12 protein-coding genes are annotated in these 15,126 nt (G+C 62.5%); 8 read left to right on the plus strand and 4 right to left on the minus strand.

Annotation, left to right across the window (positions count from 1 at the left end; translation table 11 throughout):
* Positions 1-11: 11 nt before the first annotated feature.
* Positions 12-722 carry a type 1 glutamine amidotransferase gene (locus tag A2I95_RS16920; protein ID WP_291731303.1) on the minus strand — a complete coding sequence of 237 codons (711 nt, stop codon included), beginning with the start codon at positions 720-722 and terminating at the stop codon, positions 12-14.
* Positions 723-803: 81 nt separating this feature from the next.
* On the opposite strand from A2I95_RS16920, the gene A2I95_RS16925 reads away from it, so the two are divergent.
* Together A2I95_RS16925 and A2I95_RS16930 are read left to right on the plus strand one after the other, a co-directional pair.
* Complete coding sequence (locus tag A2I95_RS16925) at positions 804-2,063, plus strand: cytochrome P450 (protein ID WP_291731305.1); 1,260 nt, start codon at positions 804-806, stop codon at positions 2,061-2,063.
* A 109-nt stretch (positions 2,064-2,172) separates the two neighbouring features.
* On the plus strand, positions 2,173-3,462 hold the full coding sequence (locus tag A2I95_RS16930) for a glutamine synthetase family protein (RefSeq protein WP_291731307.1): 1,290 nt from the start codon (positions 2,173-2,175) through the stop codon (positions 3,460-3,462).
* A 119-nt stretch (positions 3,463-3,581) separates the two neighbouring features.
* On the opposite strand, the gene A2I95_RS16935 is transcribed toward A2I95_RS16930, so the two are convergent.
* Both A2I95_RS16935 and A2I95_RS16940 read right to left on the minus strand, forming a co-directional pair.
* Positions 3,582-4,937: an aspartate aminotransferase family protein gene (locus A2I95_RS16935; protein WP_291731310.1), complete on the minus strand. Its 1,356-nt coding sequence runs from the start codon at positions 4,935-4,937 to the stop codon at positions 3,582-3,584.
* Positions 4,938-4,985: 48 nt separating this feature from the next.
* Positions 4,986-5,765 (minus strand): IclR family transcriptional regulator, encoded by a 780-nt coding sequence (locus A2I95_RS16940; RefSeq protein WP_291731312.1) that lies wholly within the window; start codon positions 5,763-5,765, stop codon positions 4,986-4,988.
* A 173-nt stretch (positions 5,766-5,938) separates the two neighbouring features.
* Here A2I95_RS16940 and A2I95_RS16945 point away from each other — a divergent pair, with 173 nt between their 5' ends.
* From A2I95_RS16945 to A2I95_RS16970, 6 genes are all read left to right on the plus strand, one after another.
* Positions 5,939-6,886, plus strand: coding sequence for a tripartite tricarboxylate transporter substrate-binding protein (locus A2I95_RS16945; protein WP_291731313.1), 948 nt, complete (start codon positions 5,939-5,941; stop codon positions 6,884-6,886).
* 71 nt (positions 6,887-6,957) lie between these two features.
* On the plus strand, positions 6,958-7,488 hold the full coding sequence (locus A2I95_RS16950) for a tripartite tricarboxylate transporter TctB family protein (RefSeq protein ID WP_291731316.1): 531 nt from the start codon (positions 6,958-6,960) through the stop codon (positions 7,486-7,488).
* Between the two features lie 9 nt (positions 7,489-7,497).
* Positions 7,498-9,117: a tripartite tricarboxylate transporter permease gene (locus A2I95_RS16955; RefSeq protein WP_291731318.1), complete on the plus strand. Its 1,620-nt coding sequence runs from the start codon at positions 7,498-7,500 to the stop codon at positions 9,115-9,117.
* The gene (locus tag A2I95_RS16960; RefSeq protein WP_291731393.1) at positions 9,024-10,466 is read left to right on the plus strand and encodes an aldehyde dehydrogenase family protein; all 1,443 of its coding nucleotides are present in this window, start codon (positions 9,024-9,026) and stop codon (positions 10,464-10,466) included. Before A2I95_RS16955 ends, A2I95_RS16960 begins: the two co-directional genes overlap by 94 nt.
* A gap of 113 nt (positions 10,467-10,579) precedes the next feature.
* Complete coding sequence (locus A2I95_RS16965; protein ID WP_291731320.1) at positions 10,580-11,812, plus strand: Tm-1-like ATP-binding domain-containing protein; 1,233 nt, start codon at positions 10,580-10,582, stop codon at positions 11,810-11,812.
* A gap of 230 nt (positions 11,813-12,042) precedes the next feature.
* The gene (locus A2I95_RS16970; protein ID WP_291731322.1) at positions 12,043-14,133 is read left to right on the plus strand and encodes a 3-hydroxyacyl-CoA dehydrogenase NAD-binding domain-containing protein; all 2,091 of its coding nucleotides are present in this window, start codon (positions 12,043-12,045) and stop codon (positions 14,131-14,133) included.
* Positions 14,134-14,322: 189 nt separating this feature from the next.
* On the opposite strand, the gene rpe is transcribed toward A2I95_RS16970, so the two are convergent.
* Positions 14,323-15,012, minus strand: coding sequence for a ribulose-phosphate 3-epimerase (gene rpe / locus A2I95_RS16975; RefSeq protein ID WP_291731323.1), 690 nt, complete (start codon positions 15,010-15,012; stop codon positions 14,323-14,325).
* Positions 15,013-15,126: the final 114 nt, after the last annotated feature.

Here is a 15,126-nt window from a genome sequence, read left to right on the forward strand (position 1 = left end):
GGCTGGGCCTTTCAGCTCAGGGGGGCTTGTTCGAAGAAGCGGGCAAGGCTTTCTGTAAAGGTTTGCTGATCGGAGTGTTCCGCTAGGCTGTCCAAGGCTCGGGTGTGCGCGTCCGGGCCAAGTTTTTCCTGCATTTCATCGGTCAGAGCGGTGATGAAGCCGTGGGTCATCTCCGGGTGATGCTGGGTCGTGAAAATGTGTCTGCCCAGTGTGAAGCCTGAATTCATGCCATGGCTTTCGGCGCAGGGTACGGCCTGAGGCGGCAGGCTGCGGACATATTCGCAATGAGAGCCATAAAGTTTCACCTCCTTCGGCAGCGCGGCAGCCCAGTCCGGCCGGGTCAGCAGATGGTTGCGGGTCAGCCCATGCACCCAGCCGTCCGGGTTGCGGTCCAGGCTGCCGCCGAGGGCCAGTGCGATGGCCTGATGGCCGAAACAGGCGCCGAACAGCGGGAAGCCGCGTGCGTGGGCGGTGCGGATCAGCTCCAGCAGCTGCGCGACCCAAGGGGCGCCGGAGCGGACCGAGGCCGGGCTGCCGGTGATCATGGCGCCGTCGAATGCAAACAGATCCTGCGGGAACCCGCCATCCTTCACGGTGAACACCGAGGTGCGCCAGTCCGGTCGTGCCATCTGGATCAGCCGGGTGAACTTCTCGCCGTCCTTGGGGTGTCTTTGGGCAAATTCGCTTTCGTCGGTGTTGGTCATCAGGATGGCCAAATGCATGAGTACGCTCGCAAGATTTTCGTTTACATATTTATGATGCTCATTAATATACAATGGGCAAGCAAGTTAGGGAAGCCCGCAATGACAGTTTGGACCCCCACCGATGACGGCTATGCGGATCTGAGCAGCCATGACGCTTTTGCCGGCGGCGCGCCGCACAACACCTTTGCCCGGCTCCGGCGCGAGGACCCGCTGCATTGGACCGAGTATGCGGGGGGGCAGAATTTCTGGTCGGTCACCCGTTATGAAGACATCACGGTGATGAACAAGAACACCGATGTGTTTTCCTCGGCGCGCGGGATCCGGATGGAGGACCAGTCCTATGAGGAATACCTGGCGCGGCGCACCTTTCAGGAGACCGATCCGCCGGAGCATTCCAAGGTGCGGATGAAGTTGCTGAAGGCGTTCTCCAAGACCACGATGGCGCAGTATGAGCAGGATATCCGGGACCTGTGCGCGGATATTCTGGATCAGGCGCTGGCGAAGGGGGAGTTCGACGCCACTAAGGAAATCGCCCGCCAGCTGCCGATGCGGATGCTGGGCCGGGTCGTCGGTCTGCCGGAGGCGGATCTGCCTTGGCTGGTGGAAAAGGGCGATGCGCTGATTGCCAATACCGATCCGGACTTCACCTCTCACGTACTGGACAAGATGCAGACGGATGAATTCCGAATGATGCCCTTCAACTCGCCTGCGGGTGCCGAGCTTTATGTCTATGCCAAGGAGCTGATGGAGGAGAAGGCGCGAAAGGGGGACACCTCGGGCGTGCTGAACCTGATCCTGGAGCCGGCCAAGGATGGCTCGGTCATCACCGAGAGCGAGTTCCGCAACTTCTTCTGCCTGCTGGTGGCGGCGGGCAACGACACCACGCGCTACTCAATTGCTGCCGGCATTCAGGCGATGTGCCATCAGCCGGAGCTGCTGGCGCAGATGCAAGCGGGCGGCGCGGTTTGGGAGACTGCCGCGGATGAGATCATCCGCTGGGCGACGCCTGCGCTGTATTTCCGCCGTACCGCGACGCGGGATGTCGAGATGCACGGCAACACCATCCAGCAAGGCGACAAGGTGCTGTACTGGTTTGCCTCGGCGAACCGGGATGACGGGTATTTCGAGGATCCATTTCACGTGAATCTTCACCGCAGCCCGAACCGGCATCTGTCGTTCGGGCAGTTCGGTCCGCATGTTTGCCTGGGCATGTGGCTGGCGCGGCTGGAGGTCACAGTGCTGTTTCAGGAGCTGGCCAAGCGGATCCGGCATATCGAGCCGGCAGGGCCGCATAAATTCCTGCGTTCGAACTTTGTCGGCGGGATCAAGGCGCTGCCGGTGCGGGTGGAGGTTGCCTAGCAGCTAGGCCATGCCGCAGGAAAGACTCTGCGAAAACCGCTAAATATGTTAAGTAACAAGGCACGGGAAACGATGCCGAAGACTGACCAACAGCGAAGGACCTTGAGCCATGAAGACCCGCCTGCGCGCGATGTTTTGCGATCACCTCAGCATCATGCGGGGGAAGTACCTGCCAAATTCCAAGATCGGAGACGACTCGACCCGGTTCTGCCGGTCGGTGTTTGGCACCCATTACGACAGGGACCTGCTGGATGCGCCGGGCTCGATGGTCAAGCAAGGCCTGCCGGACATGGAGCTGAAATGGCTGCATGATGATATCCGCGACAGCTGGCATGCCTCGACCAAGGTGGTGTTGGGCGACCTGTATGACGACGAGGGGCAGCCGTTGGCGCTGTGTCCGCGCTGGGCGCTGAAGCGGGCGGTGAAAGATTGGCAGAAGCACGGGCTGACGCCGAAAGTCGGGATTGAGCTGGAGGCCTTTGCGCTGCAGGCGGATGATCGCGGGCGGCTGATGCCCTATGATGCCCCGGGAGGGGTGGTTTACGGCACCGGGCCGTTTGCCGATCCGCTGCGGTTCAATGACCGGATCTGGGCGATGGCGGATGACATGGGCTTCTCGCTCGACATGATCACCGCCGAATTCGACAGCCCGCAGTTCGAATACACGCTGACCTTTGATGATGCGGTGAAGGCGGTGGATGACATCGTGCTGTTTCGCCTGATGGCGCGGGAGGTGGCGCTGGAATACGGCATTGTCCTGACGTTCATGCCGAAACCGGTGGCCGAGGCCGGCGGTTCGGGGATGCACATCAACTTCTCTTTTACCGATGAGGCGGGCGGCAATGCGCTGTCTTCAGGGCCGCGGGGCGGGCCGCAACATATGAACGATCTGGCGCGCGGCTGCCTGGCGGGGCTGCTGCATCACCACAAAGGGCTGGCGGGGCTGATTGCGCCGACCGCCAACAGCTATATGCGGCTGCAGCCGGGCTCGCTGTCGGGATACTGGCAGAACTGGGGCGGGGATCACCGCAACGTGACCACTCGGATCAGCGCGGAAGGCGGCGCCAAGGCGCGGCTGGAGCACCGGATGGCGGATGCTTCGGCCAATCCTTATACGGCAGTGGCAGCGGTGCTGCAGGCGGCGCGCCTTGGGGTGGAGAACAGCCATCAGCTGCCGCCAATGGAAACCGGTGACGGCTTTGACCGGACTGACGCACGCGAAGGCACGGCGGCTGATCTGAAAGGGGCGGCAGATGATCTGGAGCGGGATACGGTGCTGGCAGAGGCCGTCGGGCCTGAGCTGGTTGCCAACCATATCTTCATGAAACGCAAGGAAGTGCGCAAGACCCGCGACCTGGAAGGTGATGGGATGCGTGATTTCTACGTTCATTTCATCTGATATTAACTAAAGGGGACTCTGCAAGGGGCATGGAAACGGGCGCGGCTGCGGCAGTTGCGCCCGTTTCCATATCACGCCACCTCGCCGCGTCAGCGGCGCTGTCGTGTTTGGCGCAGGTGTCAGCTCACGGCCGCAAGGCCTGCGTCAAGGGCAGAGAGGATGATTGCGGCCTCGGCCTCGTTCAGCACCAGTGGTGGTGACAGGATGATGTTGGGGCCGGAAACCCGCACCATCGCGCCGGCCTCATAGGCCGCTTCCTGCAGTATGCCGGTGGATTTTTTGTCCGCCGCGGCCTTGGTGGGGCGGTCGGACACCAGCTCCAGCGCGCTCATCAATCCGTGGCCGCCGCGGACATCGCCGATCAGCTCGTACTTCCGCTGCAGTTCCAGGAGGCCCTGGTGGAGCTGGGTGCCGCGGGCGGCGGCATTTTCGGGCACGTTCAGGCGCAGGGTCTCTTGCAGGCAGGCCAGCGCTGCCGCGGCGCCTACGGGATGGCCGGAGTAGGTGTAGCCATGGCCGATGGCGGCTTTGCCGGTAGTGTCCTTCTCAAAAGTCTCGGTCATGTGATCGGCGATCATCACGGCGCCAAAAGGGAAGTAGCCATTGGTGATCGCTTTGGCCGTCGCCATCATATCGGGCTGCACGCCCCAGTGGCGCGATCCGGTCCATGATCCGGTGCGGCCGAAAGCGGTAATGACCTCATCGGCAATCAGCAGGATACCGTGTTTCGAGCAAATCTCGCGCACGCCGGGCATAAAGCTGGCATGCGGCGGAATCACACCGCCGGCGCCCAGGATCGGTTCCATGATGAAGGCGGCAATGGTGCCTGCGCCTTGGAAGGCGATTTCGTCCTCAAGCGCCTGCAAGCAGAGCTGAGCGAGGCGTTCGGGGTCGGTTTCATTGAACGGATTACGGTAGGTGTAAGGCGCCGGGATCTGGAAGCAGCCGGGCAAGAGCGGCTCGTACTGGGTGCGGAAATTGGCGTTACCGTTGACCGAGGCGCCGCCCATGTGGGTGCCGTGATAGCCTTTTTTCAGGCTCAGGAACTTGGTGCGCCCGGCCTCGCCGCGGATCTTGTGGTACTGGCGGGCCAGCCGCAGGGCGGTTTCCACCGAATCCGAGCCGCCCGACGTGAAGAAGGCGCGGGTGAGGCCGTCGGGGGTGAAGAACTTGCGCAGTTCCTCGGCCAGCTGGATCACCTGGTCGTTGGTGGTGCCGCGGAAGGTGGAGTAATAGGGCAGCACATCGAGCTGCGCGGCAATCGCGTCTTTCACGGGCTGGCAGGAAAAGCCGAGGTTCACGTTCCACAGGCCGCCGACCGCATCCACCACCTCATGCCCGTCGATATCGGTGATTTTCACGCCCCGGGCCGAGGTGATGATGGCCGGCGGATTGGCGAGGCTGTCGCCGGGATGCGCCATCGGGTGCCAGAGGGATCTGGCGTTGTGTTCTTTCAGGAAATTGGAGTCTTTCATGGGGTCAGCTCCTGGATGCGGCCCGCACCGGGGCCGGAGTGGGGGAGGTCAGGCGGTGCTGTCCTGCGGATAGTCCGCAGGTGCCGAGCCGCCGATGCGATGGGTGAGCGTGGCGCCCGCACGGCGCAGGGCCGCTGGGATCCGGTGTTTCTGATCCGGGGTCATACGGGAGACCGGCGCGGCCACTGCAAGCGCGCCGATCACCTGCCGGTCGGGGCCAAAGACCGGCACCGCGTGGGAATGCACATCCGCCTCGAACCCGCCGACGGATTGGGCCATACCGGTGCTGCGGACATCTGTTAGCTGGGCGCGGATGTCTTGCGGGTCGGTAATTGTCTCAGGCGTGTGGGCCAGCAGCGGCTGGGTCAGTGCTTCGTCAACAAAACGAGGGTCGGCATAGGCCAGCACCGCCATACCGGAGCTGGTGCCGTGAAAAGTCAGCACTTCGGCGTCCTCCATCATCACCTTGGTTGCGTGGCGCGGTGAATAGGCATGCGACAGCGAATTCAGCTGGCTGCCCTGCAACAGTGACAGGTGAGTGGTCTCGCCGGTCTCTTCGCTCAGATCGCGCAGCACCCGGCGGGAGACTGACAGGATCGGAACTGCCGCCTCGCGCAACGCCGCCAGCCGTAGAACCTGGGGGCCAAGCCGGTACATGCGGTCGCCATCAGTCTGTTCGACAAAGCCTGATTCCTGCAGTTCGCCCATCAGCCGGTAGACGGTTGCCTTGTTCATACCAGACAGGCGCGTGAGGTCGCTGAGCCCGATTCCGGTCCGGCCGTGATTGAAATGCGTCAATAATGACAAGGCTTTGGATACCGTTCCCATGCGCCTGTGCGTTCTCCCTGTTTGATCCTGGCAGGTGGTGCTTTTGGAAAAAGACGCACCATTGATGCAATTTTGTTGACAGATAACGGGGTGGGCTGTCAATCTAAATTCAAACCAACGGTTCAAATAACGAACCATCGGCGGAAGCCGGGAAGAAAACTGGGAGGAAAACGATGAAACTCAAGACACTCATGAAAAGTGCAGCCGCAGCGGCGGCGCTGGGGCTGAGCGCGGTTGCTGCGCAGGCCGAATATCCGGAGAAGCCGGTGAACTTCATCGTGCCGTGGCCGCCGGGTGATCTGGAGGATGTGCTGACCCGGATGATCGCCGAGGATTTCCAGAATGAATACGGCGTTGCGGCTGCTGTGGTGAACAAGCCGGGCGGCGGCGGCGGGCCGTTCCCTGGCGCCATTGAAGTCGCCAACGCGCCCAGCGATGGTTACACCGTCGGCTCCTTTGTGATCGGCGTACCAGTGATGGGCCACCAGATCGACATCCCGCCGCTGACGCCCGAGAAATTCGACCCATTGGGGATCTTCCTGACTTATCCCTTTGTGATCGCCACGTCCGGTGATGCGCCTTACAGCACGATGGAAGAGCTGGCGGGTTATGCCAAGGAAAACGACGTGGCGCTGGGCCATTTCGGTGATGTGCTGACCCCGACCCAGGTGACCAAGGCCTATGCCAAGAACGCCGGTTTCGAGTGGGGCTCGGACGCGGCTTTTGATGCGCTGGATTGCAACACGCTGGCCTCGGGTGATGCGGATGTGATCAACACCACGCTGCAGCTGGTGCTGCCCTGCCTGGATCAGGTCAAGGTGCTGGTCTCGATCACCGACGAGCGCATCCCTCTGGCCCCTGATGCCCCGACCATTGGCGAGCTGGACGAAAGCCTGAACATTGCCCTGTGGAACGGGCTGTTTGTGACCAAGGACACGCCGCAGGATGTGCGCGACAAGATCATTGCGGTTGCGGAAAAGGCCGTGATGAGCGAACGCGCCCAGAATGTCGCCAAGGAAACCGGTGCGCTGGTCTATTGGCAAAGCGCCGACGACAGCGCGGCACGGGTTGCCAATGATATCGGCACCATGGCCCGCATCAGCGGCCTGCTGTCGGAGTAATCCTCCCCCCTGCATCGGGGCCTTGACGGGTCCCGGTGCCTTTCAAATCGCGCGGACAAAGAACATCTCACATGCCTTCGGAACGTGAACACCGCTTTGCCGGACCGCGGCGCGGACAGCTGGTATTTGCCCTGTTTCTGGTGGCGGCGGCGCTGCTGCTGCTGGCTCTGATTGGAGATCAGACCGCCTGGGTCAACAAGACCAGGCTGTTCGCCCAGCCGCGGTTCTGGCCCGCTGTCGCAATTGGCGGCATGGTGCTGATGGGCGGGCTGCATCTGTACAAATTGCCTTGGCGGCGGGTCAGCCGTTATGACCTGCGGGAAGTCAAACGCTGGGCGCAGGTGCTGGAATTCGCGGGCTGGTTCATGGGCTATGTCCTTTTGGTGCCGATCATCGGCTACCTGCCCGTGACACTGGCCTTCATGCCTCTGCTCAGCTGGCGGATGGGCTATCGCAGCCCCTTCATGCTGTGGATCAGTGCGGCCTTTGCTGTGGTCGTTGTTGTGCTGTTCAAGGCTGTTCTGTCGGTCAAGATCCCGGGGGCGATGCTTTATGAGTATCTGCCGGGCAGTTTGCGCAGCTTCTTCATTCTCTATCTCTGAGTGCCCGCCATGGACCTAATCCTCTCTGCCATTGACATCCTGATGCGCTGGGACGTTGCGCTGGCGCTGCTGGCGGGGTCGGTCGGGGGAGTGCTGATCGGCGCCATTCCCGGCGTCGGTCCGGCGGTGGCGATTGCGATCCTGCTGCCCGCGACATTCTCGATGGATCCGATTGTGGGCCTGACGGTGCTGCTGGGGATCTACGGTTCGTCCATGTACGGCGGCGCCATTCCGGCGATCCTGATCAACACGCCCGGCACCGCGGTCAATGCTTTGACCACCTATGATGGCTATCCGATGACTGCGCGGGGCGAGCCGCGGCGTGCGCTGAGCCTTGCCTATTCCGCCAGTTTCTTTGGCGGTATCTTCTCAGTCATCTGCCTGATCCTGTTTGCGCCGGTGCTGGCCAAGATCGCGCCAATGTTCGGCTCGCGCGAGATATTCCTGGCGGCCCTTCTGGGCCTGATCCTGGTGGTGGTTGCACACCGCGGCCACGCGCTGATTGCCGGCGCCTTGGCCTGTTTCGGGATTTTCCTGCAGACCATCGGGCTGGAGCCGGTGAAATACACCCAGCGCTATACCTTCGGGCAGGATTTTCTGGGCGGCGGCATCAACCTGATCGTGGTGGTTCTGGGGCTGTTTGCCATTTCGCAGGCCTTTGTGCTGCTGACGGATGAGGACGAAAAGGTGCGCATGACCCGCCTGCGCGGCGGCATGTTCCAGGGCCTGCGCGAGCTGACGCGCCATCCTCGGGTTGCGGGGGTTTCAGCAACATTCGGTGTGCTGATGGGTATGGTTCCGGGCGTGGGGGAGTTCACCGCGCAGTTCATGTCCTACACCTATGCGCAGAAAACCTCGAAACGGCCGCAAGACTTTGGCAACGGGTCTTCTGAAGGGCTGATCGCGGCAGAGACTGCCAACAACGCGGTTCCGGCTGCAGCCATGGTGCCGCTCTTGGCGCTGGGCATTCCGGGAGAAGCGTTGACGGCGATGATGCTGTCGGTCTTCTATGTGCATAACGTGGTGCCAGGGCCGGGACTGTTTCAGAACGACATGGATTTTGTCGTGGCACTGTACCTCGCACTGCTGGTGCTGAATGTCCTGGTTCTTGTCTTCCTGCTTTTTGCTACCAAGTCGCTGATCCAGGTTGTGCGCATCCCCAACCGGTTTTTGGGCGTCTGCATCCTGACGCTCAGCTTCGTTGGGGTCTATTCCTTGCGCAACTCCGCCACCGACTGCGTGATGGCGGCGGCCTTTGGTATCCTCGGCTATGTGCTGAAACGCCTGTCGCTGCCTTCGGTGCCGATCATCCTGGGCATGGTCCTGGGCGGCATAATGGAGGTGAAGCTGCGCGCGGCTATGGCGCGGGTGAAAGAACCCTTTGATTTCATTGACCGCCCGGTGGCGTTCATCCTGTTTCTACTCATCATCATCGTTCTGGCGGTCCACATCCTGCGGGTGCTGAAGGACCACAAGGAACTGAAGGAGGCCGAATGGCAGACCAACAGCGCATCGACAAGCTTCGGCAGCTTGATGTGGCGCCGCAAAAACTCTTTCTTGAAGGATCATGGAAAGAAGGTTCGGGCCAGACACTCGAAGTTGCTTCGCCGGTTGACGGATCTGTTCTGACCACGCTGGCGGGCGCTTCTGCAACGGATGTCGAAAACGCTGTCGCTTCGGCGCGGCGGGCATTCGGCGACCGCCGCTGGGCGGGACAGTCCCCCGCCGCACGCAAACAGGTGCTGCACCGGATTGCGGACCGTATCCAGGCGGAAGCGGTTGAGCTGGCGGTGCTGGGCGTTCGCGACAACGGCACCGAGTTCAGCATGGCGCTGAAGGCCGAGCCGGGATCGGCTGCAGGCACGTTCCGCTATTACGCCGAGGCGCTGGACAAAGTAGCGGGCGAGGTCGCGCCGACTGCGCCGGATATGCTGGGGCTGGTGCACCGGATGCCGGTTGGCGTGGTGGGCGCCATAGTGCCCTGGAACTTCCCGCTGATGATTGGTGCGTGGAAGCTGGCGCCAGCGCTGGCGATGGGCAATTCGGTGGTGCTGAAACCGGCCGAAACTGCCTCGCTGTCGCTGCTGCGGCTGGCAGAGATCTGCTCGGAATGCGGCCTGCCGGACGGGGTGTTGAATGTGGTAACCGGTTCAGGCGCCGAAACCGGCGCGGCGCTGGCCGCCTCGATGGATGTCGATGTGCTGGCATTCACCGGCTCGGGCGCCACTGGACGCAAACTGCTGGAGGCCTCGGCGCGCTCCAACCTCAAACGCTGCTATCTGGAGCTGGGCGGCAAGTCCCCGAATATCGTCTTTGCGGATGCGCCGGATCTGGCCAAGGCGGCCAAAGTGTCTGCCGCGGGCATCTTTCGCAATTCCGGGCAGGTCTGCATCGCGGGCTCCCGCCTGCTGGTTGAGGCGCCGGTTCACGACGAGTTTGTCGAAATGCTGCAGGCCGAGGCAGAGGCGCTGCGGGTCGGCGATCCTCTGGATCTGAACACGCAGATCGGTGCGGTGAACTCAGAAGACCAACTGCGCCGGAACCTGTCCTTCATGGATATGGCACGGGCTGAGGGCGGGCAAGTCATCACCGGCGGGCAACGCATCTTGGAGGAAACCGGCGGCACCTATATGGCACCGGCGATTGTCACCGGTGTTGCGCAGGATCATGCGTTGTTCCAGCGCGAGGTTTTCGGGCCGGTGCTGGCGGTCACGAAGTTCGATACAGAAGAGAAGGCGCTGGGCCTGGCCAATGGTACTGCCTTTGGCCTGGCGGCTGCAGTGTGGACTGAAAACCTGTCCCGCACACACCGGATGGTTGCAGGCATCCGTGCCGGGATCGTACATGTGAACACCTATGGCGGTTCGGACAATACGGTGCCGTTGGGCGGGGTCGGCCAATCAGGCAACGGCCATGACAAGTCGCTGCACGCGCTGGACAAATACACCGATTTGAAAACTGCCTGGATTCAGTTGTGATGCAGGTTTTGCGGGGCAAAACCTGCAGCCTCCGGCGGGAGTGTTATTGAAAAGATGAAGGCCTGCGGGCTTGCAGAACGCAGGCAACAAGCGAGACTAGGGGAGAAATACCAGTGGCAGATAAGACCATACTGGTTGCCGGAACGTACGACACTAAAGACGATGAACTGAGCTATCTGGCGGAGGTGATCCGCGGGCAGGGCGGCAATGTGCTGACGATGGATGTGAGCGTGCTGGGGGATCCCAGTCAGCCCGCCGATGTCAGCAAGCATGATGTGGCAGAGGCCGGCGGCAGCTCTATCCGGGTGGCGATCGGCACTGGCGATGAAAACACTGCCATGCAGATCATGGGTGCAGGTGCCGCGGCCAAGGCGCTGGAGCTGTACCGCGCTGGCAGCATTGACGGCGTGATCGTTCTGGGCGGCACCATGGGCACCGACCTGGCGCTGGATATGTGTGCGGCGCTGCCTGTGGGGGTGTCCAAATACATCGTCTCAACTGTCGCATTTTCACCGCTGATGCCGCCCGAGCGGATCCCGGCGGATGTGCAGATGATCCTCTGGGCCGGCGGGCTTTACGGGTTGAACTCGATCTGCAAAGCGTCCCTGTCGCAGGCTGCTGGTGCGGTTCTGGGCGCAGCACGGTCGGTGGAGCCGCCCAAGCGGGACCGGCCGCTGATCGGCATGACGTCGTTCGGCAAGACGGTGCTGCGCTACATGGTGACGCTGAAACCGGCGCTGGAAGCGCGCGGGTTCGAGGTTGCGGTGTTTCACGCAACCGGCATGGGCGGGCGGGCGTTTGAAAGCCTGGCGGCAGAGGGCGCCTTTGCTGCGGTGATGGATTTTGCACCGCAGGAAGTGTCGAACCACTTGTTCGGCGGGCTGTCGGCGGGGGCAGACCGTATGACCAATGCCGGTAGGTCCGGCATGCCGCAGCTGGTGGCGCCGGGCTGTTATGATCTGGTGGATTTTGTCGGCTGGCAGGAGCCCCCTGCGCAGTTGAGGGGGCGGGAAACACATGCCCACAACCGGCTGCTCGCCTCTGCGATGCTGGTCGCCGCTGAGCGGCGGCAGGTGGCGCAGGCGATTTGCGGTAAACTGGCCACTGCCAAGGCCCCTGTTGCGGTGCTGTTGCCCGTTGGCGGTTGCAATGAATGGGACCGCCCCGGTGCCCCTTTGCGTGATGGGGAGGGGTTGGCTGCCTTTTGCGATGAAATGCGGGTCTGCTGCCCGGAGACTGCCGAACTTCACGAGCTGGACTGCCACATCAATGACGCTGAATTTTCAGCCAAGGCATTGGAAATCCTGGATGGCTGGATCTCTAGCGGGGTGGTGAATCCCGGCTGATGTGCCTGGCGGAAGTGCTGCCGGACAAGATGTTTCAAAAAGTTTCCATTCCCCTCGTTTTCTGTTACGCAACTGCTGGCATGATAGGCCGCCGGAAGCTGTGAGCCCCGCGACGAGGGGTTTGCGTGTCTTCTGCGGTCATTGGGGCTTTGCGGCGGTCCGGTTGCTGTGCCTAATCTGTTGGGAGCCGGGCGCAGCCGCTGCCGCCGCGGAAGAGAGAGGAAGACCGGATGAGTGAAGCCATTGCATATGAGCGCGTGGGCGAGATTGCAGTCTTGAAGGCGCAGAACCCGCCTGTGAACGCGCTGGGTATTGAGGTGCGCAAAGGGCTGCTGGCTGGGATTGAACGCGCTGAGACTGAGGGCGCCAAGGCGGTGCTGATCTATGGCGCGGGCAGGACCTATTTTGCCGGTGCTGATATCCGCGAGTTCGGCAAACCGCCGCAGGCCCCCTATCTGCCGGGGCTGTGCAGCCGGATCGAGGCCTCACCGCTGATCGTGGTCTCTGCATTGCATGGCACGGCACTGGGGGGCGGGCTGGAGGTGGCCTTGGCCTCGCATTACCGGATTGCGGTGCCATCGGCCAAGATGGGGTTGCCGGAAGTGAATCTGGGCATTCTGCCCGGTGCGGGCGGCACCCAGCGGCTGCCGCGTCTGGCGGGGACCGAAGCGGCGCTGGAGATGATCACCTCCGGCCGCCACGTCAGCGCGGCGGAGGCGCTGGAAAAGGGAATAATCGACAAGATCGAAGACGGCGATCCGCGCGGGATCGGCCTTGCTTACGTGCAAGAGCTGCTGCAGCTGGGCACCCCGCGCCGGGCCGTTGGCGAGATGCCCGCGCCGGAGGCGATGGATTTTGATGCTGCCTATGCAACCACGCTGAAAAAGAGCCGCGGCCAGCTGTCTCCGGCCACGGCTGTGCGGGCGGTGCAGGCGGCGGCTGAGGCTGAGAGTTTTGAGGCGGGCCTCCAGCGTGAGCGCGCGCTGTTCACGGAGCTGATGGGCTCTGACCAGCGGCAGGGGCTGATCCATGCCTTCTTCTCGGAGCGCGCGGTCAGCAAACTGCCGGAGCTGGAAGGGATTGAGCACCGCGAGGTGGCCTCGATGGGGGTGATCGGCGGCGGCACCATGGGGGCGGGGATCGCCACTGCGGCATTGCTGGCGGGTCTGCCGGTGGTTCTGATTGAAATGACTGATGACGCCACGGCTGCGGCACGCGGCCGGATTGAAGGCAACCTGAAGGGCGCCCTGAAACGCGGCAAGATCACTAACGCGCAATATGATCAACTGACCGGCGACGGGCTGACAGTGTCCACAGATTATGCTGCGCTGGCAGAAGCGGATCTGGTGGTTGAAGCGGTGTTTGAGGACATGGCCGTCAAGCGCGAGGTATTTGGCAAGCTGGATGCCCATTGCAAACCGGGCGCGGTGCTGGCGACAAACACTTCTTATTTGGATGTGGACGAGATTGCCGCCTCGACCTCCCGGCCGCAGGAAGTGATCGGGCTGCATTTCTTCTCGCCTGCGCATGTGATGAAGCTGCTGGAAGTTGTGGTGGCAAAGGATACCGCGCCAGAGGTGCTGGCGACCGGTTTTGCCCTTGGCAAGCGGCTGAAGAAAGTTGCGGTGCGCTCGGGCATTTGCGACGGGTTCATCGGCAACCGGATCATGAACGCCTATCGCAAGGCCGCGGAATATGTGGTTTTGGACGGTGCCTCACCCTATCAGGTGGATAATGTTGTAACCGGGTTCGGCTTCCCGATGGGGCCGTTTGCAATGGGCGATCTGGCGGGCCTGGACATCAACTGGGCTGCCCGCAAGCGACGCGCGCCGGCACGGGATCCGCGCGAACGGGTGCCGCGGTTCTATGAAATGCTCTGCGAGGGCGGCGATTTCGGCCAGAAGACCGGCAAAGGCTTTTACATCTACGAGGAAGGCAAGCGCGGCGGCGTGCCGAACCCGCAGGTGGCCGGGCTGATTGCCCGGGATCAGGAAGAGCAGGGTGTCACCCCGCGGGAATTCCCGGACGCGGAGGTATTGCGGCGCTATATGTGTGCCATGGTCAACGAGGCCGCCAAAGTGGTGGGCGAGGGCATTGCCCGCCGCCCGCTCGACGTGGATATGGTAATGCTGTTCGGCTACGGTTTCCCGCGTTTCTGGGGCGGGCCGCTGAAATGGGCGGATCTGCAGGGGCTGGACGGCATTCTGGCCGATATCAGGGCTTTCGCGGCAGAGGATGATTTCTTCTGGCAGCCCGCGCCGCTGCTTGAGCAATTGGTGGCGGACGGGAAAACCTTCGATGACCTGAACAAGGGCGGTTAAGCCGGGGGGCGGCGGGCGCCCTTCCGGCCCGTCGAGGGCCATCAGGGCGCGGCCCGGCTATGCCGGGCTGGACGCGCAGACACTGGCCGTATCACGAAAAAGCGCCGCGCGGAACGCGCGGCGCTTGGCCCAACAAGAGCGGCGCATCTGTGATGCGCCTGGCGATTGACGGGAGTTGCCCTTTGCGTTTTAGGTCCAGGTGCCCTCGGTGGCCGCACGGATCTTGCGGATATTCTCGCCGTAGACTTCGGGATCGTTGACCGAGCCGCCCTTGAACACAGCAGAGCCTGCCACCAGCACGTCGGCACCGGCTTCGGTGACCAGCGGCGCGGTGGCAGGGTCCACACCGCCATCGATCTCGATATGCACCGGGCGGTCGCCGATCATCGAACGCAGGCTGCGGATCTTGGCGGTCATGTCGATGAACTTCTGGCCGCCAAAGCCGGGGTTCACGGTCATCACGCAGACCAGATCGGTAAGGTCCAGCAGATGCGCAACCGCTTCCGCCGGGGTGCCGGGGTTCAATGCGACGCCTGCTTTCATGCCTGCCGCCCGGATCGCCTGCAGGGTGCGGTGGATATGCGGCCCGGCCTCGATATGGGCGGTCAGCACATCTGCGCCGGCATCTGCGTAGGCGTCAATATAGGGATCAACCGGCGCGATCATCAGGTGGACGTCCATCACGGTTTTCACATGCGGGCGGAATGCCTTCACCGCCTGCGGGCCGAAGGTGAGGTTCGGCACGAAATGCCCGTCCATCACATCCACATGCACCCAGTCGGCGCCCTGGGCCTCAATCGCCCGGATCTCCTGGCCGAAGTTGGCGAAATCGGCGGAAAGGATCGAAGGCGCGATCTTGATATTGCGGTCAAAGGACATCTGGCAGCTTCCTTTTGCAAAGGGAATTGAGGAGTCGATGGCCGTATAGACCGTCCCGGCCTCTGGGGACAGGGGCAGAATGCGCAGCAGGCCCGTAACCCTGTGCTGTACGCC

This window comes from Leisingera sp. F5, from assembly GCF_001593695.1.

Coding starts and splice junctions, on each gene's coding strand:
- A2I95_RS16930 (WP_291731307.1), top strand. CDS start 2,173: ATGAAGACCCGCCTGCGCGCGATGTTTTGCGATCACCTCAGCATCATG.
- rpe (WP_291731323.1), bottom strand. CDS start 15,012: ATGTCCTTTGACCGCAATATCAAGATCGCGCCTTCGATCCTTTCCGCC.
- A2I95_RS16970 (WP_291731322.1), top strand. CDS start 12,043: ATGAGTGAAGCCATTGCATATGAGCGCGTGGGCGAGATTGCAGTCTTG.
- A2I95_RS16945 (WP_291731313.1), top strand. CDS start 5,939: ATGAAACTCAAGACACTCATGAAAAGTGCAGCCGCAGCGGCGGCGCTG.
- A2I95_RS16920 (WP_291731303.1), bottom strand. CDS start 722: ATGCATTTGGCCATCCTGATGACCAACACCGACGAAAGCGAATTTGCC.
- A2I95_RS16935 (WP_291731310.1), bottom strand. CDS start 4,937: ATGAAAGACTCCAATTTCCTGAAAGAACACAACGCCAGATCCCTCTGG.
- A2I95_RS16955 (WP_291731318.1), top strand. CDS start 7,498: ATGGACCTAATCCTCTCTGCCATTGACATCCTGATGCGCTGGGACGTT.
- A2I95_RS16940 (WP_291731312.1), bottom strand. CDS start 5,765: ATGGGAACGGTATCCAAAGCCTTGTCATTATTGACGCATTTCAATCAC.
- A2I95_RS16925 (WP_291731305.1), top strand. CDS start 804: ATGACAGTTTGGACCCCCACCGATGACGGCTATGCGGATCTGAGCAGC.
- A2I95_RS16950 (WP_291731316.1), top strand. CDS start 6,958: ATGCCTTCGGAACGTGAACACCGCTTTGCCGGACCGCGGCGCGGACAG.